The organism is Sphingobacterium rhinopitheci, assembly GCF_022627575.1.
GTDB classification, from domain to species: Bacteria; Bacteroidota; Bacteroidia; order Sphingobacteriales; family Sphingobacteriaceae; genus Sphingobacterium; species Sphingobacterium rhinopitheci.
In genome coordinates, this window is the sequence record NZ_JADEYQ010000010.1 from 35,436 (window position 1) to 58,319 (window position 22,884).

General features: G+C 35.4%; 20 protein-coding genes. 10 read left to right on the forward strand and 10 right to left on the reverse strand.

Annotation, left to right across the window (positions count from 1 at the left end; all coding sequences use genetic code 11):
- Window positions 1–3 precede the first annotated feature (3 nt).
- The 4 genes from IP023_RS10365 (at window position 4) to IP023_RS10380 (ending at window position 5,681) form a co-directional block, all read left to right on the forward strand.
- Window positions 4–807 carry a S1/P1 nuclease gene (locus IP023_RS10365; RefSeq protein ID WP_241790206.1) on the forward strand — a complete coding sequence of 268 codons (804 nt, stop codon included), beginning with the start codon at window positions 4–6 and terminating at the stop codon, window positions 805–807.
- A gap of 900 nt (window positions 808–1,707) precedes the next feature.
- Window positions 1,708–3,258: a glutamine-hydrolyzing GMP synthase gene (gene guaA, locus IP023_RS10370; protein WP_241790207.1), complete on the forward strand. Its 1,551-nt coding sequence runs from the start codon at window positions 1,708–1,710 to the stop codon at window positions 3,256–3,258.
- The gene (locus IP023_RS10375; RefSeq protein ID WP_241790208.1) at window positions 3,188–4,501 is read left to right on the forward strand and encodes an ABC transporter substrate-binding protein; all 1,314 of its coding nucleotides are present in this window, start codon (window positions 3,188–3,190) and stop codon (window positions 4,499–4,501) included. Before guaA ends, IP023_RS10375 begins: the two co-directional genes overlap by 71 nt.
- A gap of 4 nt (window positions 4,502–4,505) precedes the next feature.
- A complete protein-coding gene (locus tag IP023_RS10380; RefSeq protein ID WP_241790209.1) occupies window positions 4,506–5,681 on the forward strand; it encodes an RsmB/NOP family class I SAM-dependent RNA methyltransferase in 1,176 nt (391 codons plus the stop codon).
- 4 nt (window positions 5,682–5,685) lie between these two features.
- Here the strand turns inward: IP023_RS10380 and IP023_RS10385 are convergent, their stop codons facing one another.
- On the reverse strand, window positions 5,686–6,156 hold the full coding sequence (locus tag IP023_RS10385; protein WP_241790210.1) for a universal stress protein: 471 nt from the start codon (window positions 6,154–6,156) through the stop codon (window positions 5,686–5,688).
- Window positions 6,157–6,228: 72 nt separating this feature from the next.
- Here IP023_RS10385 and IP023_RS10390 point away from each other — a divergent pair, with 72 nt between their 5' ends.
- From IP023_RS10390 to IP023_RS10405, 4 genes are read left to right on the forward strand one after another with little or no spacing between them, the layout of a single operon-like run.
- Window positions 6,229–6,978: a C40 family peptidase gene (locus IP023_RS10390; RefSeq protein WP_241790211.1), complete on the forward strand. Its 750-nt coding sequence runs from the start codon at window positions 6,229–6,231 to the stop codon at window positions 6,976–6,978.
- A 15-nt stretch (window positions 6,979–6,993) separates the two neighbouring features.
- A complete protein-coding gene (locus IP023_RS10395) occupies window positions 6,994–7,983 on the forward strand; it encodes a tetratricopeptide repeat protein (RefSeq protein ID WP_241790212.1) in 990 nt (329 codons plus the stop codon).
- Window positions 7,984–8,012: 29 nt separating this feature from the next.
- Window positions 8,013–8,447, forward strand: a complete 435-nt coding sequence (locus tag IP023_RS10400) for an FKBP-type peptidyl-prolyl cis-trans isomerase (protein ID WP_241790213.1) — start codon at window positions 8,013–8,015, stop codon at window positions 8,445–8,447.
- Window position 8,448: 1 nt separating this feature from the next.
- On the forward strand, window positions 8,449–9,540 hold the full coding sequence (locus IP023_RS10405; RefSeq protein WP_241790214.1) for a serine hydrolase domain-containing protein: 1,092 nt from the start codon (window positions 8,449–8,451) through the stop codon (window positions 9,538–9,540).
- Window positions 9,541–9,574: 34 nt separating this feature from the next.
- On the opposite strand, the gene IP023_RS10410 is transcribed toward IP023_RS10405, so the two are convergent.
- The 8 genes from IP023_RS10410 to IP023_RS10445 form a co-directional block, all read right to left on the reverse strand.
- On the reverse strand, window positions 9,575–10,408 hold the full coding sequence (locus IP023_RS10410) for an MBL fold metallo-hydrolase (RefSeq protein WP_241790215.1): 834 nt from the start codon (window positions 10,406–10,408) through the stop codon (window positions 9,575–9,577).
- A 251-nt stretch (window positions 10,409–10,659) separates the two neighbouring features.
- Window positions 10,660–11,937 carry a Gfo/Idh/MocA family protein gene (locus IP023_RS10415; RefSeq protein WP_241790216.1) on the reverse strand — a complete coding sequence of 426 codons (1,278 nt, stop codon included), beginning with the start codon at window positions 11,935–11,937 and terminating at the stop codon, window positions 10,660–10,662.
- Between the two features lie 58 nt (window positions 11,938–11,995).
- Window positions 11,996–13,081 carry a metallophosphoesterase gene (locus tag IP023_RS10420; RefSeq protein WP_241790217.1) on the reverse strand — a complete coding sequence of 362 codons (1,086 nt, stop codon included), beginning with the start codon at window positions 13,079–13,081 and terminating at the stop codon, window positions 11,996–11,998.
- A 672-nt stretch (window positions 13,082–13,753) separates the two neighbouring features.
- Window positions 13,754–14,302 (reverse strand): hypothetical protein, encoded by a 549-nt coding sequence (locus tag IP023_RS10425; protein ID WP_241790218.1) that lies wholly within the window; start codon window positions 14,300–14,302, stop codon window positions 13,754–13,756.
- A 236-nt stretch (window positions 14,303–14,538) separates the two neighbouring features.
- Window positions 14,539–15,750 (reverse strand): chloride channel protein, encoded by a 1,212-nt coding sequence (locus IP023_RS10430; protein ID WP_241790219.1) that lies wholly within the window; start codon window positions 15,748–15,750, stop codon window positions 14,539–14,541.
- Between the two features lie 9 nt (window positions 15,751–15,759).
- Window positions 15,760–16,134, reverse strand: coding sequence for a DUF423 domain-containing protein (locus IP023_RS10435; RefSeq protein ID WP_241790220.1), 375 nt, complete (start codon window positions 16,132–16,134; stop codon window positions 15,760–15,762).
- A gap of 3 nt (window positions 16,135–16,137) precedes the next feature.
- Window positions 16,138–16,824, reverse strand: coding sequence for a thioredoxin (gene trxA, locus IP023_RS10440; protein WP_241790221.1), 687 nt, complete (start codon window positions 16,822–16,824; stop codon window positions 16,138–16,140).
- 176 nt (window positions 16,825–17,000) lie between these two features.
- Window positions 17,001–19,166, reverse strand: a complete 2,166-nt coding sequence (locus IP023_RS10445) for a S46 family peptidase (RefSeq protein WP_241790222.1) — start codon at window positions 19,164–19,166, stop codon at window positions 17,001–17,003.
- 135 nt (window positions 19,167–19,301) lie between these two features.
- Here IP023_RS10445 and IP023_RS10450 point away from each other — a divergent pair, with 135 nt between their 5' ends.
- Both IP023_RS10450 and IP023_RS10455 read left to right on the forward strand, forming a co-directional pair.
- Window positions 19,302–20,243 (forward strand): hydrogen peroxide-inducible genes activator, encoded by a 942-nt coding sequence (locus IP023_RS10450; protein ID WP_241790223.1) that lies wholly within the window; start codon window positions 19,302–19,304, stop codon window positions 20,241–20,243.
- A gap of 10 nt (window positions 20,244–20,253) precedes the next feature.
- On the forward strand, window positions 20,254–22,044 hold the full coding sequence (locus tag IP023_RS10455) for a chloride channel protein (protein WP_241790224.1): 1,791 nt from the start codon (window positions 20,254–20,256) through the stop codon (window positions 22,042–22,044).
- A 14-nt stretch (window positions 22,045–22,058) separates the two neighbouring features.
- On the opposite strand, the gene IP023_RS10460 is transcribed toward IP023_RS10455, so the two are convergent.
- On the reverse strand, window positions 22,059–22,649 hold the full coding sequence (locus tag IP023_RS10460) for a riboflavin synthase (RefSeq protein WP_241790225.1): 591 nt from the start codon (window positions 22,647–22,649) through the stop codon (window positions 22,059–22,061).
- Between the last annotated feature and the right edge of the window lie 235 nt (window positions 22,650–22,884).

Below are 22,884 nucleotides of genomic sequence, written 5' to 3' on the forward strand. Positions count from 1 at the left end.
TATATGAAAACTAGAATTAGTGTTTTAGGTGTATGTGTTTTGTTGTTCCTTGTCGGACAAGTGCAACGTGCGCATGCTTGGGGCATGATTGGTCATCGTGTGATTGCCGAAATTGCAGAAAATCATTTAAACAAGAAAGCTAAAAAGAACATCCAAAAGTTAATTGGTGATCAAAAGCTTGCGTACTGGGCGAATTGGGCTGACTTTATTAAATCTGATCCCAATCCAGAATTAAATTCCACGGGGGCATGGCACTTTGTTAATGCAAGTCCAAATTTGACTTTCGAGGAGTTCAATAAAGAATTGCAAGCTTCTTCGGATAACAATCTGTACAAAGCATATAATCGTATTAAAGCGGAAGCTAAAAGTAAACAAACTGTTGATCTAGTGGAGAAACAAGAACAATTGTACTTTATATTGCATTTGTTTGCTGATGCACACCAACCGATGCACGTAGGTCGTGCTGACGATTTAGGTGGGAACAAAATTCCTGTTGTATTTTTTGGTCGCAAATCAAATATTCACCGTGTTTGGGATAGTGATTTAGTAGATAATGACAATTATGGTTATACAGAATATGCGCGTCTGTTGGATATTTACAAGCCAAAAGAATATAGTAAATATCTGGTTTCTTTTGAACAAGCATTGTATGAATCACACCAGTTAGCAAATAAAATATATGATGGTATTGAGCCAAATGCAGAGCTTTCATACAAATATATATACGAGTACAAATATTTGATGGAAGAGGCACTTTATAAAGCTGGTATTCGTTTAGCAGCAGAATTAAATGAAATATACGGTTAATCGATTATTTTAATAGATTCATTAACGATAAGCCAACAACGATTTCATTAGGGTTTAATATTCCATTTTTGCGGTGAGCATAATCCACATGCAACAATCGGTAATTGACCCAGCCTATATTTTTAAACCCTACTGTGCGTTCATAGTAGGGTTTACTATTTGCAGTAGCCAATAAATGATAACCAATATTGGTATGCCAATTTAGTAACCTTAAGAACGGGATTTATGGCGTAAATAGCCCTGAAAATCATGCTCTGTATGTATTTCTAAATATGATTTATTGGTACTGACGACGCTCTTTGCGGCGATATGCCTAAGATTGCCATTAAAATGTGTATAGTATATAAAAGAGATCATATTTCTTATAATGCTATCTGCAGGGTTTCAAGCTAAATTAATAGTGACTTCTTCGATTTTCATTTCTTGCGGTGTCAAAGAGATATTCAAATATTTGGGTGTTATAGCTTTGGTACATATTATTTTTTTACTGCTATAACCCAAACTTTTGAAAGTAATAACTGTATAATTCGATTCATGTATTTATGGTTAATTAAGCATAATAAAACTACCTTTTTATTTGATAGACATAATGTTAAGTAGAGATAAATGGTTTAGTTATTAGCTATAGGTTTAATGGTGTTTTTTGTTTTATGGATTTCATCCTAATCAAGGAGATTAGTTCTGGCCGTTGGTTTATTATAATAAACAAAAATAGCTGCCTTTTCTCCTGGCTACCCACCGAAATAGGCTACTGCGCGTACACGAATTGTAAGTCTGAAATTTGAAGGTTGTATTTTGAAGACATATTAATCTTATTTTTATTCGAGAAATATCACAGAAACTGTTAAATAGTAACAATTTCCTTTCTCAGATTTCATCCGTAAATTGTACCTTTGTGCTATGTCTGAAAAAATAATTATCCTAGATTTCGGTTCACAATATACGCAGTTGATTGCACGTCGTGTACGTGAACTTAATGTGTACTGTGAAATACATCCATTTAATAAAGTCCCTGAATTAGATGATACAGTAAAAGGTGTTATCTTATCTGGTAGCCCATATTCTGTGCGTCAAGAAGATGCGCCGCAAATTGATTTCCAAAGTATACAAGCACGTTTCCCTTTATTGGGCGTTTGTTATGGAGCGCAATACATAGCACAAAAAAGTGGAGGTGAAGTATTACCTTCAGAAATTCGTGAGTATGGTAGAGCAAATCTTCAATTCGTTGATGACACAAATATCTTATTAAAAGGTGTGCCAACGCAATCTCAGGTGTGGATGTCGCATGGAGATACGATTAAAGAAGTACCTTCAAACTTCACTATTATTTCGAGTACGGACAAAGTACGCGTTGCAGCATACCATGTACAAGGGACACAAACTTGGGGAATTCAATTTCACCCAGAGGTGACACACAGTACTGATGGTCAGGTTTTAATCAAGAATTTTGTGGTAGATATTTGTGGCTGCTCACAAGACTGGACATCTGAGTCTTTCGTTGAAACGACTGTTGCAGACCTTAAAGAACAAATAGGTAATGACCATGTGATTATGGCTTTATCTGGTGGTGTCGATTCTACCGTTGCTGCAATATTATTGCACCATGCTATCGGTGAGCGTTTGCACTGTTTCTTTGTTGATCATGGCTTATTACGTAAGGATGAATTCGAACAGGTATTGGATTCGTACAAACATATGGGATTAAACATCAAAGGCGTAAATGCTAAAGAATTGTTTTTCGCTAAATTAGAAGGTGTAAGTGAGCCCGAAGCTAAGCGTAAGATTATTGGTGGTGCATTTATAGATGTTTTTGATCAAGCATCCAAAGATATTCAAAATGAATTACCTGCAGGAGCGGAAGTGAAATGGTTAGGTCAAGGTACTATATATCCTGATATTATCGAGTCCGTATCTGTTAAAGGTCCTTCAGCGACTATTAAATCTCACCACAATGTAGGTGGTCTTCCTGATTATATGAAATTGAAGGTTGTAGAGCCTTTAAAAACATTATTCAAAGATGAGGTGCGTCGTGTTGGTAAAACTTTAGATATAGATCCTAATATCTTAAATCGTCATCCTTTCCCAGGTCCTGGATTAGGAATTCGAGTTTTGGGTGATATCACAGAAGATAAGGTACGCATTTTGCAAGAAGCAGATGAAATATATATCCGTAACTTAAAAGAGTCTGGCTGGTATGATAAAGTATGGCAAGCAGGAACAATATTTTTACCTGTACAATCGGTAGGTGTAATGGGTGATGAGCGTACGTATGAGCATGTAGTAGCCTTGCGTGCGGTAGGTTCATTGGACGGTATGACTGCAGATTGGATTCATTTGCCTTATGAATTATTAGCTAAGATTTCAAATGAAATAATCAATCATGTCAAAGGAATCAACAGAGTTGTATACGACATCAGTTCTAAACCACCAGCAACCATTGAGTGGGAATAAGATTTTGATGAATAAAAGGAATTTATTTTTTGCATTAACAGTAGCTTTAGGTGTAGCATCATGTACACCTAAAGTTTCTGTATTACGCTCACCTGACCACACTGCAGTAAATACCGTTGCAGAGGAAAAATCAGAAGCTTCAAATACTGCTGCAACGAATGCTAATAAAGACAATAAATTCAATCAGCGGAATATCGCTTTGCTATTACCTTTTCAATTGAATCAAGTAGCAGTAGGTACTTTAGACGATAAAGATGTCAAAAGATCGGCATTAGCATTGGATTTTTACCAAGGTTTTGAGTTGGGGTTAGAGCAATTGGCAAAAAAAGGTGCTAGTTTTAATTTGGATGTGTTAGATACGCGCGATAATGTTACGCATGTTGCTAAATTAGGAACTTCTGCTAAGGTTAATAATGCTTCTATCGTAATTGGGCCAGTTTATCCGCAGGAGATTAAATCTTTTGGTGCTTCATTTACAGATAAAGCAGTATTGCAAATCAATCCTTTGTCGGCAGCGATGCCTTCCGAATATAATCTACCCAATTTAGTATCTATTACGCCGCCGATAAAGTCCCATGCCAATGCTATAGCAGCTAAAGTAGCGAAAGAGTTTGGACCAGGGGATGTTATTATTATTTACAATACAGCTAATCCGGATAGTCGACAATTCCTTACGGGAATGGTTGCTGCTATCAAGCAAGCGAAGAGTACGGTAAATGTAGTATCAGTATCCACTATAGCACAGTTGAATGAGAATTTGAAACTGGGAGGTATTAATTATGTTATTGCTGGAACAACGGACAAAACACAATTAAATAGCTTAATTGATAATCTGACAAGTAAATATTTGGAAAATTTTTATGCTATTAATTTATTTGGACATCCCCTTTGGGATAGATATGATTTTAGTAGCTATGCTGATTTTGCAAATCTAAATCCCCTTATTACCAGTGAGAGCAATTTGCGTACTTGGTCTGCAGCTGTGAAATCATTTAGAGAAGATTATAATTCTAGTTTTGGCGTTAAGCCATCTGATGCTTCTTATAAAGGTTATGATGCGGCTATTTATTTTGGTGGATTAGTGAATAAGTATGGTGCCGGAAATATAGCGGACAAACTGACTAAAGAGCCATTTACTGGTATTTTTAGTGCTTATAAATTCAAACATAATGATACTTGGGGATTTGCTAATGAATCGGTATTTTTTAAGATCTACCGCAATGGCAGTTTTCAATTACAATAATTATATGGAAATAAACGAAAGACGTGTTCACCAACAGATAAGAAATTTTGAAAAAGCTTTGAATGGCTACAACCATGACGAGCCTCTTTCTAGGTATCTTACACGATTCTTTAAAGAAAATAAACAAATGGGGTCATCTGATAGAAGGATGACCTCTCGTTTTTGTTATAATTATTTTAGACTAGGTAATAGTCTTAATAATCATAATATCTTAGATCGTTTGGCTTTTGCTGAATATTTATGTGAAGAAAATTCACCATTGGTGCATGTATTAAAGCCAGAATTAGCCGATTCTTTGCAAAATGAATTGAGTGATAAAATTAATACACTTACAGCGACATATGGTTTTAATATAAAGGATGTATTTCCTTTGGTTGATCATATATCTACTGAAGTCGCAATTGATGACTTTTTAAAAAGTCATTTTGTACAACCTGATTTATTTATCCGTATCAAGCGTGGTAAAGAAAAATTAGTACATAGTATTTTTAAGGACCATGATATCCCTTTTACAATTATATCAACGCAAACTTTAGCGCTGCCCAATGGTACTAATCTGCAAAAGGTAGCGAATCTCGAAGGAATGTATGAAGTGCAGGATTTATCCTCGCAAAAGACCATTGACTATATCAACGCTGCTGAAAAGCAAAGCTGGTGGGATGCTTGTGCAGCTTCTGGCGGAAAAGCATTAATGTTATTGGATAAATACCCACAGGTAAATCTTCTTGTTTCTGATATACGGATGTCTATTTTGCGAAATTTGGATGAGCGCTTCGAAAAAGCACGTATTGTAACGCCGTATCGTAAAAAGATATTGGATTTATCACTACCTGTAGACGATACCATGAAAGATGAAAAGTTTGATGGTATCATACTGGATGCGCCATGTTCAGGATCTGGAACTTGGGGGCGTACGCCGGAAATGATTCAACAATTTAGTGCTGATAAATTACAATCATTTACTTCTTTACAAAAGGATATTTCCGCTAATGCTATTCCTTTCCTTAAAAATGGAGGTACATTAGTATATATTACGTGTTCGGTATATAAGGATGAAAATGAGGACGTCGTAGATTATTTGTTGAATAATTTTAACCTTCGCTTAGAAAAAATGAATACCATAAATGGATATGATAATAAAGCGGACAGTATGTTTGCTGCCCACTTTATTAAAGTATAATTTGTTATTGCTCAACTTTGGTCGGTACAATTAGTACCGGACAAGTTGATTTTCTAGTTACAGATTCAGAAACTGAACCTGATATAAAGTGGTCGAAGCCTGTTCTTCCGTGCGTGCCCATTATGATAAGATCAGCATTCCATTCACTAGCATAGGAAAGTATCTCTTGTTTTATAGTGCCAATTTTAGTGATAATGGAAACGTGCCCCACTTCAGGAAATGATTTACTAAATTTTGCGATAAAGTTCTCCGCAATAGCTTGTTCAACATCAACTAACTCAGGTACTACCACACTTGTTTGTCCTAATACAGGGTCGAATCCTAGCTGATCGGGAGGAACGGGTGGGACAATTGTTAGCAAAGTTATGGATGTTTCTTTATTTAGGTTAAGGGCCTTCGCATATTCTATTACTTTTTGAGATAAATCTGATTCTTCAATTGTAATTAAAATACGTTGAAATTTTGGGTTACTCATGTTTTTTATTTTTAAAAAATTATCTTCGTTATTGTATAACAAACTATAGATATTATTTGTTTTAGTCATTTTATGAAAATCGCAGCTAGTAATTTAAGTATTGTGCCATTTCGAGCAGAAGCCTCACACCGTAGTGAGATGGTTTCGCAAGTATTATTCGGTGAAGTTTTCGAAATTTTGCAAGAGGATGTAGATTTTGTGAAGGTAAGATTGCTATCTGTAAATTATGAAGGATGGATTCAGCGCAATCAATTTGGTAGTGTCATCGATAAAGAACAAGATACGACGATGATTGTCGGTATCCATGGCGCAACGGCTGTATCAGTTAAGCACCGTGTCAATCTAGTACATGGTACTGTGATTACAGGGGATACAATGCGTATCGGCGAAGAAGTTTTTACCATTGAAGGTGACTTAAGAAAGGTATCCTTAGCAGATTTCGATACGGAATTTGAATATTTGGTATCTCATTATAATAATTCCCCTTATTTGTGGGGAGGACGTACGATATACGGCATTGATTGTTCGGGTTTCTCTCAAATCGTATACCGTCATTTTGGAATTTCCTTGCCACGTGATGCTTGGCAGCAAGCTGAAAAAGGTGAGGTCGTGGATTTTCAGTCTGAAATAAGAAAAGGTGATTTAGCTTTTTTTGATAATGAAGCAGGGAAAATTACACACGTAGGGGTAATGATCAATAATGAAACCATTATACATGCGTCGGGAAGAATACGCGTCGATAAGATGGATAATGAAGGTATTTTTAATGCCGAACTTAATAAATATACGCATCGATTGCGTATTGTAAAACGATATATTTAATATAATTATAGTATTTTGAAAGCAGAAAATCCTTTTTATTATTTACCTAGTTCACAATTGTTTCCGATTGATGGGCCACTGGCAGGTTTGGATATAGCAAACAGTTTGACAGCTAAATTAAAAATAGCTAAAGAATACACTATTAATAATTCTCATGAGGAAGCACTTTCTGTGTATAATGAATTGATTGAAGAGTTTCCTAATTATCCTTTTTTGTATGCCTGCAGGAGTATCCTGAAGACAAGAATTGAAGAAGAAGAAGGTGCATTCTATGATTATCAAGTAGCCAAGCGCTTAGATTTTAACTACCACAATGCATTGGAATGGATCAATAATGCAGGGGAGATGGTAGAATCCGAAGAACTCCAAGAATTGATAGCTAATGAAAAGCAAGAGGAACAGTATTACATCAATCGCGCTACTTTATTTGTTCAGCATTTTGAATATCAAAAAGCCATTGATGATTTTACAAAGGCCTATTCATTAGGCAATAACCCTATAGTCCTTGTGTCCCGTGGCGCAGTAAATATGCGTATGGTAAAATACAATCAAGCATTATCTGATTTTAATGACGCTTTAAAGCAGGATAATTCTTTGATGCAGGGCTATATTTTTAGAGCTAAACTATTGGCTGCAATTCAGGAATTTGAATTGGCAGACATGGATTTTAATAAAGCTATTGAATTGTCCGATGGGGATGCTAATGTTTATGAAGAAAGAGCGCAATTTTATGAATTAAGAGAAATTTGGGATTTAGCAATAGCAGATTATACAACGGTCATAGAATTGAATCCTGAAGACTTTTATGTGTATGTATTGAGAGCAGATCTATACGAGAAATCAAATCTTCCACAGAAAGCCTTAGAGGATTATAATCGCGCTATAGAATTGAATCCTTATTATTCGGATTTGTATCAATACCGTGGAGATATACGCCAATCTTTGGGTGATGAGCATGGTGCAAAAGAAGACTACGCTAAGTTTGAAGAATTAGAAGAAGAATAAATAATACGCTTGTATATACTGTTGATACTATGTCTAAATCAAATAGTTATTTAAAAAAAATTAAAGACCTTGCTGCCAAAAATCTTCAGGAAGGAGAATTGTTCTTAGCGGAGAATGCCCTAAAAGATGACGTCATAGTACTACCTTCGGGTTTACAGTATGAAATCATCGTCGCAGGCGATGGCAAAATTCCTACAGCAAAGGATAAAGTCCTCTGTCATTACGCCGGATATCTGCTGAATGCTGAGGTATTTGACTCTTCTTATAAGCGTAAAAAACCAGAATCTTTTAGGGTTAATGAATTGATAAAAGGATGGCAAATTGCATTGCAATTGATGCCTGTTGGAAGCAAGTGGAAATTATTTATTCCACCGACATTGGCTTATGGATTTGAAGCTTTGACTCCTACAAGCGGCGGAAATTGCACCTTAATCTTTGAAATGGAATTGATCTCAATTTTATAATATGCGCAGCATTTGTTCGTTGTTATTATTCGTATTAGGCACTGTAAATCTGTGTATGGCACAAGAAGTTCATGATCTTATTGATCGTAATTATACGGCAAAAATAGCCCCAGGAGTCAGTGTTGTAGTAAAAAGTCCAGATGCAACAAAATATTATGCCAAAGGATTAGCCAATTTAGAAGATGCTACCGCAATAGATAGTTTAACGACCTTTCGAATGGCATCTGTCAGCAAGCAATTTACGGCGATGGCGATCTATCAATTAATAGCTGCAGGGAAGATTGATTTTCAAACTCCTGTTAGATCTATTTTACCTGAATTGCCAGCAGCAACCAAGGATATTTCTGTAGCAAATTTTCTGAACCATTCGTCGGGAATTCTAGACTATGAAAATCTTATTGAAGCAGCGCGAAAAACGCAGTTGACCGATTTTGATGTGCTAGAATATATCCGTAGCGTTGATTCTCTTTATTTCCCTCCCGGAAGCCAGTTTAGATATAGTAATACCGCATATTGTTTGCTTGCCTTAATAGTCGAGCGATTGACACATAAAAGCTACCCTGATGCTATTGAAGATTTGATCTTTAAACCTTTAGGGATTAAAGGTGCAACTGTCTTTCCATCGGTAGATATATCAAAGCGCGCATTTGGTTATCACCCTACAGATAATAACTTTCTATTTGCGGATCAAAGTTTGACCTCTTCGACGAAAGGGGATGGTGGGGTATATATATCAGCTGTAGATTATAACCGTTGGTTAGATAATCGTAATCCTCTTTTTACGCCTGCGTATTGGAATACCCTTCAAAAGCATAAGATATTGGTAAAGGACAATATATATTATAGTTTAGGCTGGTTTGTGAACTATGACACTGATGGATCATGTACAGTTTTTCACTCTGGTGAAAGTACAGGGTTTCATAATATGGTGGTATTTGCCCCTAATACAAATAAAATGATTTCTATATTCTCCAATAGAGATGATTTTCAAATAGCTAGATTATTTGATGAACTTGCTTCCCCGAATAATGCTATAAATGCTCTACCTAGGCCTTTATTCCATTGGCTTAATCAAGTATATATGAATGAATAAAAGTGCCTATATTGGTACTATAGGCACCTTCATCTTAAATATCTGTTAGTTTAAAAATATCCTTAACGCGGATTCCTTTTTCTGTATTTTGTAATGTACAGCATTCATTGACGGAGTCATGTTCTAAGAATAAAATATATTCTTTGTCTACGATCTCTTGCCAATAAGATTGTCTTTCATCCATCGTTAGCAATGGTCTTGTATCGTAGCCCATCACATAAGGTAGTGGAATATGTCCAACAGAAGGTAATAAATCCGCCATATATAAGATTGTCTTTCCTTTGTAATCGATCTGTGGTAGCATCATCGCTTCGGTATGTCCATGGGCATATCTGATGTCTATATTAGCATCGTATTTTTCACCTTCCTTCAAAAAATTAAGCTGTCCTGATTCTTGAATAGGTATTATATTCTCTTTCAGAAAAGAAGCTTTCTCACGTGGATTTGGATTTACTGCCCAATCCCAATGTTTCTCATTACTCCAAAATTTTGCATTATTAAATGCAGGGATCAATTTTTCATTTTCACGTTTTATTGCTCCTCCACAATGATCAAAATGAAGATGCGTCAATATAATATCGGTGATATCGTCGCGATGGAAGCCATATTTTGCTAATGATTTGTCTAATGTGTCGTCACCATGTATAAAATAATGACCAAAAAATTTAGCGTCTTGTTTGTCACCTAAGGCGGTATCAATTAGGGTTAATCGTTTACCATCTTCAATGAGTAATAGACGATTTGCCCAAGTACATAAGTTATTTGAATCAGCAGGATTAGTACGTTGCCACAATGATTTGGGTACAACACCAAACATTGCTCCACCGTCTAATTTGAAAAATCCCGTATCTATAGTATATAATTTCATAGTATGATCAGCTTATTCCCAAAGATAGCTATTTTATGATTGTCTTAACCTATTACTGTACTTTACTACCTTGATAAAGGCTTGTTATGCCATCATTTATCGTATGTTGGGATAGTTATTTTTTAAGCTCCTTTCATCATAGACAAGGCGTTATTTTTTGAAATATGATGAACTCTTGGTAGCTACCCAAAAAAGCCCCAGTACTTATTATAGAATACTGAGGCTTTTAATCTAAATAGGTAGGTTGATTATTAATAATTTTTGTAATCCCATGTCCCTCTATACGGGCGAGATTTCATGTTATTGGCATAAGCATTATCAAATTGCTCTGTTTTTGGATTCCATTTAATATCTTTTTGAAGTTCATAAGCTATATTTACAGCATTACAAACTGTTGCTGTACGATGTCCTATTTCTACAGATGCTACAGGTTTAGAACGATCTTTGATAGATTTTATCCAATCTGCATAATGATTATCCGAATAATGTAAACGTTTGTCTTTGCCACTAAATTTTAAATCATTTAATGTCGGATTGCTACATCTTAAAAATGATCTAGACACCTCTATGGTCCCATCATCACCAATGAATTGTATCGCATTGGAGTCACCCCATTGTTTATGATTTACTCGTGTGCCATTAGGATATTTAAAGTATAATCCTTCTATAGCGCCAGCTGTTTTTGGAGGGATAAATTCTGTAGGTCCCGAATTGTCCATATCTAATGCCCATTGTACAATATCAAACATATGTGCTCCCCAGTCTGTAATATATCCACCCCCAAAATCTCTATATCCACGCCACCAAGCCCATTCATCACTCTCTAAAGGTGGAGATAGGATAGGATGATATCCTCTATATAATGATGGTCCTACCCACATATCCCAATCCAAATATTCCGGAATAGGTTGGGATGGGAGATCACATTGTTTTATGGGTTCCCCTACGGATACATTGATCGTGTGTACTTTACCGATATAGCCGTTGCGTACCAATTCTGCAGCATGCCTAAAATTGTGCTGTGAGCGTTGCATACTTCCTGTTTGCAAGACGCGTTTATGTTTTTGTACCGCATTTACCATCGCACGCCCTTCATCAATAGTCAAGGAAAGGGGCTTTTCACAGTATATATCTTTCCCCATTTTGGCACTATCGATAGTATGTAGCGCATGCCAATGATCGGGTGAAGCAACTACTATGGCGTCAATATCTTTCCGTTCCAGCAGTTCTCGGTAGTCAGCATATCCATTTACCGCATTATTTGTTTTGGTTGAATTTACCTGATTTGCTAAGTTTATAAAGTGCGCTAATTTTTTTTTGTCTACATCAGAAGCTGCTATAACCATTGTTTCGGGCAATTGTCCAAGCCCATTTAATAAGGTAGGTACTTGCTTTCCCGTCCCAATATAGCCTAAGTTGATGCGATCACTAGGTGCTAAAAAATTAGTACCCCCTAATACATGCCTAGGTACAATACTGAATCCAGCTACAGCAAGGAACGTATTTGTAATAAATTTTTTTCTGTTCATAGTTTTATTAAAGTTTATAGTGCATTTTATAAAGTCGTTATATGGGTATTTCTATTTTTTAAGGGAAAATAATATCAAATTTGTCATAAGCTTCTGTTCGATGAGCTAGATGTTTAGTACTCGGCGAAATACCGAATAGCGGAGAGTAAGTACTTATTTTTACAGTTTTGCCATCCGGGATAAATTCAAGGATACGTAGCCATCCGTCACCTCCATTGCCTTCCCAGCCTCCTCCCAATGTTTGGACATTAAACATCATTTGATGTACAGGTTTATTGCTGTCGTTATTTTCTACGATATAAGATACATTATCTTCAAACTTACCATTACCATTTGCGGTATGACCACATATTACTAGTTTGATGTTTGTTGAAGGTTTTATAAGTTTGGTCCAAATCTCTTCACCTGTATTCCCCGAGAGGTTTGGTACATTAGCATTTACAATACGTGAGGCTTTTTGTCCATTTGTGAGAAAGGAATGTGTTAGTATTATTACATGATGATCTTTGTATGCTTGTGTAGCTATTGTTTTTTTACACCATTCTAATACTTCATCTCTTGGATGATATTCTAAACTTATAACGAGTAATGGCTTCCAGTTGTCTACATTGATTTCAAATACAGCATTTTCTAGTGATGCGCGATTATCTCTGTTTGGATAGGCAGAAATGCAACTATTTTTCCAGGTAGAATTGCGCTCTATAGGGAAATAGTCAGGATAATGCGTACTTCCATTTTCAGCATTTTTGAAGCCATAATCATGATTACCTAGCGAATTGATATAAGGAATTTTATGATCTAACCTTTCAAATGCCTTTGAGCTTGCTTCCCACATTTGTTTGCTTGTTTGATTAAGCATCTTTCGGTTTAGTACCATATTTTCATTCTGCTCTACCAAATCTCCTGTACAGAGGACTGCTTTAATATTTAGATTTTCGATATTGTCTGCAATCCAAGCGGTGGTTAAATCAAAAATTGGTTGATTGATATCATACTTACCATAACCCTGTGGATCGCCCATCAGGATAATAGAGGAAGAGTTTGGTTGACTTAAACTTTGGCGATCTGCTCTATTTTGAGCTGATGTATAGGTTATTGTGGTTGAAAATATGATGCCTATTAATATTTTTTTTAGTGCTAACATAGATTTAGGTGAAATTTAAGAATGCTGTTAGGCTATTTTTTTTGTTGCCTAACAGCAATAGATTAATTTTTGGTTTTTGTTGTTTTCTTCGAGATTTCTCTCTTTATATTATTCATATATCATGTCCTATGATATTAACTGAAATAGGGTCAGTTGGAATTTTTTTCTTTAAGGCTGATAGTTCGTGTATGGAATTATCTGATCCTCTTAACTAGGGCAATAAGAAACCCTCCAATGCTTGCCTGCTAAGCAGAGAGTCATAAATTGTTTTACAACCGTCATGTTGTTATCGTCTAAGTTCATGGCTAGCGTGTTTCCATAATTTTTACGAATAGCAAATAAGGTCATTAAAATGAGCATAATCGTTTTCATCAGATTTTAATGGTAATTGGTTATTTAGTTATTTATAATTGTATGTGTTTATAGACAACGATAGTCTAATAAATACATTTAAATATAGTTAATTTATGTATAACTCACTATATATGAGTGAAAAAAAAATAAACTGATTTACAGGTCTAAGGTCATTTTATGATTTGTAGAAATATAAAAGCCTGTATGTAGGGGTAAGAATTGCTTTAAGTATGTAACAAAAGCTATATTTTGATATAAAATGGATTTTAAGGCGAGGTGTATGAAAAGGATATATATGGAAAATTAATACAAACTACCTTAAATAGATACCGGTATGGTGACTTCTTTTTTCATTTTATTGGGCATAATAAATTCAATAGTGACAAACCCTTCTAAGCTATTGAATATTGAATTTATAGTTAATTCGAATCCTAAATCTTGATATACGCTGTCTTGCTCTTTAATCAAAGCATATTTTTCCAAATAATTACTTTTTGTGTTGTTTACAAAATGTACTGCGATACTATCCTGATTCCGTAATTCATAATTTGTAACTCTAAACAGCACTGAGTCTGCTGCATCTTCAGTATTGGTTTTTATATAACCAAATTGGTTGTATTCCTTAGATTGCTTTTCAGATAAGGGATATCTGGTGATGAATAGTATTTCGATAGAACCAGGGTTATTAGCATCAAATGATTCACTAGGTTCTATTTCTATGTTCTTTGTTAATTCTTGCAACAATAACTGTGTATCTTCATTAGAATAGGCTTCCTCTGTATGGTGACAACCAGTTAATAAAATGGAAATGACGAATGGGAATATTTTTGTTTTCATTCTACCGAATATATACTGCTCATGTAACAAATAACTTGCTGAATTGTTTTGTGTAAACTGTTAATATATAGAAGGTTAATTTATTTGTAATGCTCTTGTATTCTAGGATGTCATTTAGGTAGGTAGCTATACTGAAATTCTCCTGCACCTATTTGTGAAGGAAGTCATACAGGCTGTTTGCAATTCAATATTTATTCTGGTTCTTATTTATTGTTGTTCTGAGTAGGAATAAAGATTTGCTTTATACGTACAGATAAGATTATAGCTTAAAACCACTTACTAAGGTTGCGCTGACTACTATATATTCCTTGTTTGCCCGATACCATAGTCGCGATAATGCAAGTGGTCAAGGTCAGAGGAAATAATGCTGGGCCAAATAGTTCTACTGTCATTAATGCACAGGCTAATGGCGTTTTGGTAGAGCCCGCAAATACACCAACAAAACCTAATCCTGCCATTACGACTAAGGGGAGAGGGACATAAAGCGATAGAAAACTCGTCAATGTAGCACCGATGAAGAATAATGGGGTCACTTCACCTCCTTTGAATCCTACGCTCAATGTAAGGGTTGTAAAAATTATCTTTAGCAAAAAGTCATAGCTAGCAGCTGGTGCTTCAAAAGCAGATAAGATACTTGGGATACCTAAGCCTATGTATTTGGTCGTGCCCGAAAGGTAAATTAATAACAACAGTAATAGCCCACCTGCTGCGGCTCTATAATATTCATTAGTTATACGTCCGAATAATTTTTCCCATACTGTACCTGAAACAATAAATATCCTTGCAGCCAATCCACAGCAAATAGCTACCGGGATTATCCATAAATTGTTAAAGTCTAAATAGGTAATCGATTCTATAGCTGTATATTTTGTATGGGGCGCTTTGAGAATATGTGCTACGATGTGACTAGTGTATGCTGTAATGACCACTATCGGAAGGGCTTTGAGACGGATGCGTCCTAACTTGAAAACCTCAAGGGCAAATATGGCGCCAGCAAAAGGTGTTTCGAATAGTGAGCCAAAGCCGGCAGCAACACCTGCCATTAAAGCAATTCTATTTTGTGATTTGTCAAGCTGGAAAAAGGCCGCTAATCGGTCGCCATAGGTGCCACCATATTGCAATGCTGTACCCTCACGTCCCGCAGATCCTCCAAATAAGTGGGTTATAAATGTCGCCATTATTATTAGTGGCGACATTATCCATGGTATCTTGCCTTGTGGGCTGTAATATTCTTCTAAAAGTAGATTGTTGCCTTTTTTTGCAATGGGTCCATATTTTTTGTATAAATAGACTATTGTAATCCCAGCCAACGGTAGAAACAATAATAACCATAGGTTATTTTCCCGCGTATCTGTCACATAATTTAGCGCATATAGAAATAAGGTAGATGTTGTACCTGCACATATAGCTATCGATAAAATAACTTTTATCCAAATCCAAATAGATAGATTGGCATATGTAAAAGTTATTTTATTCATTAGAATAGATTATAAAAATGAAATCAATAGACTTGCCCAGCCGATGATCATCAATAACCCTCCTAATGGTGTTATGGGACCCAAGAATTTGAAATTTCTGTTCCAATATTCAGAAAAAGAAAGAATATAAATACTAAAAGAGAAGAGTATTGTTCCTGATATTATGCCATATACAGCTAATCGCTCACTGTATTGCGCAAAGGGAAGCTGAAAACCTAAAACTAATAAAGTCAGGGCACTATACATCTGATATCGTACACCTACTTCAAATGAAGATAGTCGTTCGGGGGATAATATTTTTTTGAAAGCATGTGCTCCAAATGCACCAAGTATGATGGCTAATATACCAAATAGGGTCCCACTTATAAGGGCTAATTCTTTCATCTTTTAGAGTTGTTTTTCTATTGTTTTTTGTTTCACAAAATTATTTTGTGACCATGTTTTTTTACCTTTTTTGTATACAAATAATGTAGGGATACTTGTTATTCCTAGACTTTTTGTCAATTGACTATTTTGATCAACATCGATTTTTACAACTTTTACTTTACCGTCGTACTTTTTGCTGATGTTTTCGATTATAGGAGCCAATTTTTTGCATGGAGGACACCATGTAGCATGAAAATCTATTAATACAATATCATTGTTTTGAAGGATATTTGTATATTCTTGAATTGTCATCCCTTTGGCTTTATTAGCCTCTTCATTAGTTACTAGTGGCAAGTTATTGGATTCCCATTTCATGATACCGCCATCGATATCAAATACAGTATACCCTAAGTCGGTCAATTTTTTTGCGGCAGCAGCACTTCTTCCACCTCCTAAGCAATATACATACAAAGGTTTATTTTTATCTAGGTTAGTGACTGTAGCTTCGAAATTAGCCTGATCTTTCCAATCTATATTAATTGCATCTTTTAGGTGTTTAGTTTCGTATTCTTTAACAGTACGTACATCTAACAATTGAATATTCTTGTTGTTAGATAAATCTTCTAGTGCTTTTTCACCCGATATTTTCGTTTGTGCAAAGCTATAATTGCTGGCTAATAATGCGAGTGCAAGGATTATTTTTTTCATAGTTTTTGATAATAATTATAGCTTTCCTATACGTTGTATTTTGCAATAAATAGGGAATCTAACGTAGATCTTAGCCTTTTAGCTATAAGCGCTTGTACAATTTTAATATAAAAGGGTACAAGCGCTATATTTTAGACAGCTATATAGTTATAGTGTTTTGAGAGACTTATTATTTCTTAAATGCCCATTTCTTTAATGATGAATTGTGCATTGTCAATTTTGTCGGCTATCCATAGTACATAGCGAATATCTACTCCGATAGAGCGGCTATAGCTTTCATTCCATGCAAAGTCATTGATGGTAGCGTCATAGGCACGGTCGAAGTTGACACCGATCAGCTCTCCATATGCATTCATCACTGGAGAACCCGAATTTCCTCCCGTTGTATCCATATTGTACAACATATCTACAGGAACGTCATTAGTTCCTTTCAATGTATAAGCGCCAAAGTTTTTGTCTAACCAAGCTTGCTCTATTGCTTGTGGATATCTAAAGTCTATATCTCCAGAATTGCCTTTTTCAATTATTCCTTTCACAGTAGTAAAAGGCTTCATATACACTGCGTCAGCAGGGCTATAACCTTTGATATTGCCAAATGTCAATCGTAGTGTTGAGTTAGCATCAGGAATAAAACTTTTGTCTTGGTATATTTCCTTTACAGCCACATAATCGCCCATTAGCTTATTCAAAACACCTTCTCTACGTGTCAGTTCTTGGTTGAAAGGTGCATGCTCATGTGCAAATTGTTGTTGAGATTTCAATATTTCATCATCATAAGCCAATAGCGTAGCTGCATTATTCAATACTTCATTATATAGCTTCTCTTTAGTATTTAGTTTAGAGTTGGCTATATTTTGTGCTATATAACTACCAGCAGCATCCGCTGATTTGAAGTTTTTGTTAGCGATTGTTTGAATAACATTTTTATCCTTTAGATTATATGCCTGCGCAAACATATGTGCAGCTATTTTTTGGTCTGCATCTACATTATAGCTCTCGTAAACGGCATCTAACTCTTTTTTTACTAATGCTATATTCTTATTAAAATATTCATTTTTTTGTGCTAAAGTCCCTTTCTTTGCGGTTTCTATTTTTAATTTATTGATTAGATTAGCAATTTGGTAAGTACGAATTCCAGTATATAAATTATTAAACCAAAGTTCTCTTTCAGCATCCGTAAAAACCAATTGGTAATGTTTGTCTATATCCGACATTAAGGTGCCATATTTAGCCTTTAACGCGGTATTTGATTGAATAAAATTAGCTAGGGCTTTATCTTCTTTTTGTTTATCTGCAATCAAATCTATATTACGAAGGCCTTTTAGTTTACCTCTATAATTTTTCATTACGTTGGCATTACGTTTTATACGTGTAGCCAATGCTAATTCTGTAGCCTTATCATTTTTTCCCGCTTCAAGCATGCGTTGATTTTGGAAATCATTTAACTCTGATGTATAAGGCAATAAGAATTTTTGTTGGTATTCTATGTATTGGGCAGGTCTATGTCTAAATGTTTTGCCGGGGTAGCCCAAAATAAAAACAAAATCATTTTCTTCAACACCGTTAGGGTTTACCTTCAAGTGTTTTTTTGGCTGATAAGGTACATTGTCTTTCGAATATTTGGCAGGCTTACCGTCTGGGGAAACATACGCACGTAAGAATGAAAAATCTCCCGTATGTCTAGGCCATACCCAGTTGTCTGTTTCTCCACCAAACTCGCCGATATCTTGTCTCGGTATATATACCAATCTTACATCTTCAATGGTTTTATATTTAAACAACACATAAGTCTTTCCGATAAACATTTCCGAAACCTCCGCTTTGATCGAAGGGTCTTTAGACTCTGCTTCTTTTACGAGTTGTGCTTTCTTTTTATTGATGATCGCTATACGTTCGATAGGGTCGTCGGTTTTTGCAATGGCATCTAGGATGTCCTTAGATACATCCTCGTAGGAGTCTGTAATGCGGATCGTTAATCCTCGTGCTTCGATTTCTTGTTCATAAGAATTCGCTACAAATCCATTCTGAAGGTAATTGTGTAATGGGCTTGAAGCGAGTTGTACAGCACTAAATGCGCAATGGTGATTGGTAATGATCAATCCATTAGGTGATACAAAAGAACCCGAACAACCTGATACACGTACTAAGGCATCTACAAGACCTATTTGTCCTGGATTATAAATATCCTTTTCACTAATTTTCAATCCTGCTTTTTTTAATCCTGCTTTATGTAATTCACTAAGCGGGAACATTCCTTCATCAGGTACAGATGCCGAAAAATTAATAGCGCTTGCGCTTACTAATAAAGCGAATAGAATAGATGACTTGATGTTTAATCTCATGCTATATACTTAATTTGTTTCTCCAAAAATAGTAAAAGTTTACTAATAGTGGCGTTTGAATCTATTAGTACGGTTGTCTTATTTGTCACATTATCGCTATAACTTTTGTATATTTGTATAGTTAAAATTTATAGTATGACCTTAGTCCAACTCGAATACATCGTAGCTGTAGATACCTATAGGAGTTTTGTAGCTGCAGCAGAGAAATGTTTTGTAACACAGCCTACATTGAGTATGCAAATTCAAAAATTGGAGGAGTCGTTGGGGACCAAGATATTTGATCGTAGCCGTCAACCTGTAGTGCCTACTGAGGTCGGCGTAAAAATAATCCAACAAGCGCGGGTTGTATTGTTGGAAAGCAAAAAAATAGCGGAGATTCTTCAAGATACCAAAGGAGAGTTGGAAGGGGAGTTGAAAGTCGGTGTTATCCCCACTGTAGCACCCTATCTATTGCCTAATGTAATAACTGCATTTCTAATCAAGTACCCTAAGGTGCAATTGCAAATATGGGAGTATACCACAGAACGTATAGTCCAAGAATTGAAGAGTGGTACGCTTGATTGCGGTATTTTATCTACGCCACTGCAAGATTCAGGTGTGATGGAAACACCTTTGTTCTACGAAACATTTGTCGCTTATGTTTCCGAGAAAAGTCATCTTTTTGAGAAGAAAGTGTTAGGGACAGAAGATATAGCTGAGGAGAAATTGTGGCTCTTGAATGAAGGACATTGTATGCGCGGTCAAGTGCTTAATATTTGTAATTACAAGCATAATAAAGGTACTTTGGGGACTTTTGAATATAATACCGGAAGTGTAGAGACTTTAAAAAGAATGGTGGATATTAATTCGGGTATAACCATATTGCCAGAATTGAGTATTCAATCCTATACCGAAGATCAATTAGGGCATATTCGTTACTTCAAATCGCCAGAGCCTGTACGGGAAATCAGCGTGGTGACTACACAAAACTATGTGAAAAGACAAGCTATCAGCACATTGATTAAAGAGATTATTGACGTTGTTCCTGAGCGATTTAAATCTAAAAAGAAAAAAGACGTAATGGGCTTTGATATTTAATACGCATAAAATGAGAGAACATTTTATACAAAAATTGGACGCGCTCAACAAATGGAGAATGAAGCGGATGTCTAACCGTAATTTCCTAATCGCATTAGCTTTTCTGGTCGGGATAGTTGGTGGATTGGCGGCCGCTTTATTAAAAGGATTAACCCATTCTATAGCTTCTTTTTTGCAAGATGATATCGAGTGGCAATATAAGTACTTCCTTTACCTGGTATTTCCTTTAATTGGGATTTTGTTAAGTGTATTGTATGTGCGTAAATTTTTGAAAGGCAAAAAATTTGACCACGGTATTACACCTATTATTTATGCGGTATCACGCAAATCAAGTAAAATTGAGTTTCACAATATTTATTCCCAGATCATAACTTCAGCACTTACTGTAGGTTTTGGTGGTTCTTCGGGTTTAGAAGCACCTATAGCATATAGTGGTTCGGCAATAGGTTCTAATATAGGACGTTTCTTTGGGCTGAGCTACAAGGAAGTTACGATGTTGCTAGCTTGTGGTGCTGCAGCAGGTATTTCTGGTGCTTTTGATAGCCCTATTGCTGGGATGATATTTGCAATAGAGATTTTGCTTACCGAGTTCTCAATCCCTGTATTAATTCCACTGTTGATATCTTCTGCTATTGCAGCTATCGTATCCAATTTGTTATATAGTGAGCCTCTTTTTCATACCGCTACTACTGGTTGGGAAATTGAAGCACTATTTTTCTATTTAATATTAGCTGTTTTTGTAGGTCTCTATACAGTCTATTTTTCGAAGCTTAGTCAAGGTATAAAAAAGTGGTATGCAAAAATCAATAATCCTTATCATAAAGTTTGGTTTAGCGGTATAGCACTAGGCGGTTTAATTTTTATTTTTCCTGCGCTGTACGGTGAAGGTTATATGACTATTCAGGCGATTTTGGATGGGAACTTCAATTTTGTAGTGAAAAATAGTTTATTCTCTGATTATAGAGAATTAGGATGGGTTGTGTTTTGTTTTTCCTTCTTAACCTTGTTTGCAAAATCTTTAGCCGCATTGATTACTGTTAGCAGTGGCGGTAATGGAGGGATATTTGGCCCTAGTTTAGTAATGGGTGGATTGTTGGGATTTGTATTTGCCTATGGTGTTAATTTATTAGGGATAATAGATCTTAATGTTCCTAATTTTGTGATGGCAGGTATGGCAGGCGCGTTGGCAGGTATAATGCATGCTCCCTTGACAAGTATATTTTTGATTGCCGAGATTACGGGCGGTTATACATTGATGATACCCTTAATGTTGGTTTCTTCTATTTCTTACTTAATAAATCGCTCAGTGATGAAACATTCTATCTATACAAAGGGGTTGGCTGAATCAGGTGATTTAATTTCTTATGAAGACAAAGATAGAACGGTGTTGAGTATGATGAAGTTGCGTTATCTTTTGGAGAGAAATTTCGTTGTTTTGAAGCTTAATGAAACGCCCAAAGATCGTCAAAGTGACATAATACATTCCAAACGAAATATATTTCCTATAGTAGATGAAAATGACTGCTTGATTGGAATAATATATAGTGAAAGATTATTTTCTATGCTTCTTGGCGAAGAAGAAGGGGTTAATAGGACATTTGCTTCGTTGGCACAAAAAGCGAACGATATAATTAAAGTAGATGAAAATATGGATACCGTTATGCGTAAAATGAATAGGGAAGATATTTGGATTCTACCGGTAGTAGATTTGAATGGCAAGTACCTTGGTTTTATTTCTAAAGCTGCAGTTTTTAATAAATATAGAGCCTTATTAATGAGGCAAGGCAATTATTTAGAATAGCATATTAATGGCTCTTAGTTTCTAAGAGCCATTATTTTTGAAACGTATTTTCCGATGATATCAAATTCTAAATTTACTGTAGTTCCAACACCAACATGTTTTAAATTAGTATGTTCAATTGTATAGGGGATGATGGCAACAGAAAATCTGTCCGCTAATGAATTAACGACGGTAAGGCTAATACCATTAACGGTAATAGAACCCTTTTCTACTGTTATATTATTTAAAGAAGGATCATATTGAAACGTAAATAACCAGCTTCCTTCTTGATCTTCTTTACTTATACACGTAGCTACTTGATCGACGTGCCCCTGTACTATATGACCATCAAAGCGACCATTTGCTTGTGTACATCGTTCTAGATTGACTATATCACCAACTGCTAAGTCCTTAAGATTGGTCTTTAACAGGGTCTCGTCTATAGCAGTGACTTTATGTATATTATTCTCTATCGCGACAACGGTTAAGCATATCCCATTATGCGCTACAGATTGATCTATTTTTAATTCAGAAGCGAAATCAGACGCTATATAATAATGAATATTTGATTGTTCTATCTCAATTTTATCAACACGTCCTAAAGTTTCAATAATCCCTGTAAACATAATATGATTGTTTTTTCAAAGATACAGATTCGTGCGTTAAATTATTTTGATTTTTTTTAAAAAAAAATTTGCCAAAGTGTTAAAAGTACACTATCTTTGTGTCATCATAATTTAGGTTTATAATTGGTTATAAAAGGTTTTCATTCTCCCCGTTTGAAAACCTTTTTTTGTTATATAATTTCACTGCCAATGAATTAAATTAAATTAATTGTTAATTTTTTTATTAAAAAATTTG

Bases quoted from the DNA above. Each gene is read 5' to 3' on its own strand.
- IP023_RS10380 (WP_241790209.1), top strand. From the start codon at position 4,506: ATGGAAATAAACGAAAGACGTGTTCACCAACAGATAAGAAATTTTGAA.
- trxA (WP_241790221.1), bottom strand. From the start codon at position 16,824: ATGAAAAAAATAATCCTTGCACTCGCATTATTAGCCAGCAATTATAGC.
- IP023_RS10460 (WP_241790225.1), bottom strand. From the start codon at position 22,649: ATGTTTACAGGGATTATTGAAACTTTAGGACGTGTTGATAAAATTGAG.
- IP023_RS10365 (WP_241790206.1), top strand. From the start codon at position 4: ATGAAAACTAGAATTAGTGTTTTAGGTGTATGTGTTTTGTTGTTCCTT.
- IP023_RS10385 (WP_241790210.1), bottom strand. From the start codon at position 6,156: ATGAGTAACCCAAAATTTCAACGTATTTTAATTACAATTGAAGAATCA.
- IP023_RS10415 (WP_241790216.1), bottom strand. From the start codon at position 11,937: ATGAACAGAAAAAAATTTATTACAAATACGTTCCTTGCTGTAGCTGGA.
- IP023_RS10450 (WP_241790223.1), top strand. From the start codon at position 19,302: ATGACCTTAGTCCAACTCGAATACATCGTAGCTGTAGATACCTATAGG.
- IP023_RS10390 (WP_241790211.1), top strand. From the start codon at position 6,229: ATGAAAATCGCAGCTAGTAATTTAAGTATTGTGCCATTTCGAGCAGAA.
- IP023_RS10445 (WP_241790222.1), bottom strand. From the start codon at position 19,166: ATGAGATTAAACATCAAGTCATCTATTCTATTCGCTTTATTAGTAAGC.
- IP023_RS10375 (WP_241790208.1), top strand. From the start codon at position 3,188: ATGTCAAAGGAATCAACAGAGTTGTATACGACATCAGTTCTAAACCAC.
- IP023_RS10435 (WP_241790220.1), bottom strand. From the start codon at position 16,134: ATGAAAGAATTAGCCCTTATAAGTGGGACCCTATTTGGTATATTAGCC.
- IP023_RS10400 (WP_241790213.1), top strand. From the start codon at position 8,013: ATGTCTAAATCAAATAGTTATTTAAAAAAAATTAAAGACCTTGCTGCC.
- IP023_RS10405 (WP_241790214.1), top strand. From the start codon at position 8,449: ATGCGCAGCATTTGTTCGTTGTTATTATTCGTATTAGGCACTGTAAAT.
- IP023_RS10410 (WP_241790215.1), bottom strand. From the start codon at position 10,408: ATGAAATTATATACTATAGATACGGGATTTTTCAAATTAGACGGTGGA.
- IP023_RS10455 (WP_241790224.1), top strand. From the start codon at position 20,254: ATGAGAGAACATTTTATACAAAAATTGGACGCGCTCAACAAATGGAGA.
- guaA (WP_241790207.1), top strand. From the start codon at position 1,708: ATGTCTGAAAAAATAATTATCCTAGATTTCGGTTCACAATATACGCAG.
- IP023_RS10420 (WP_241790217.1), bottom strand. From the start codon at position 13,081: ATGTTAGCACTAAAAAAAATATTAATAGGCATCATATTTTCAACCACA.
- IP023_RS10430 (WP_241790219.1), bottom strand. From the start codon at position 15,750: ATGAATAAAATAACTTTTACATATGCCAATCTATCTATTTGGATTTGG.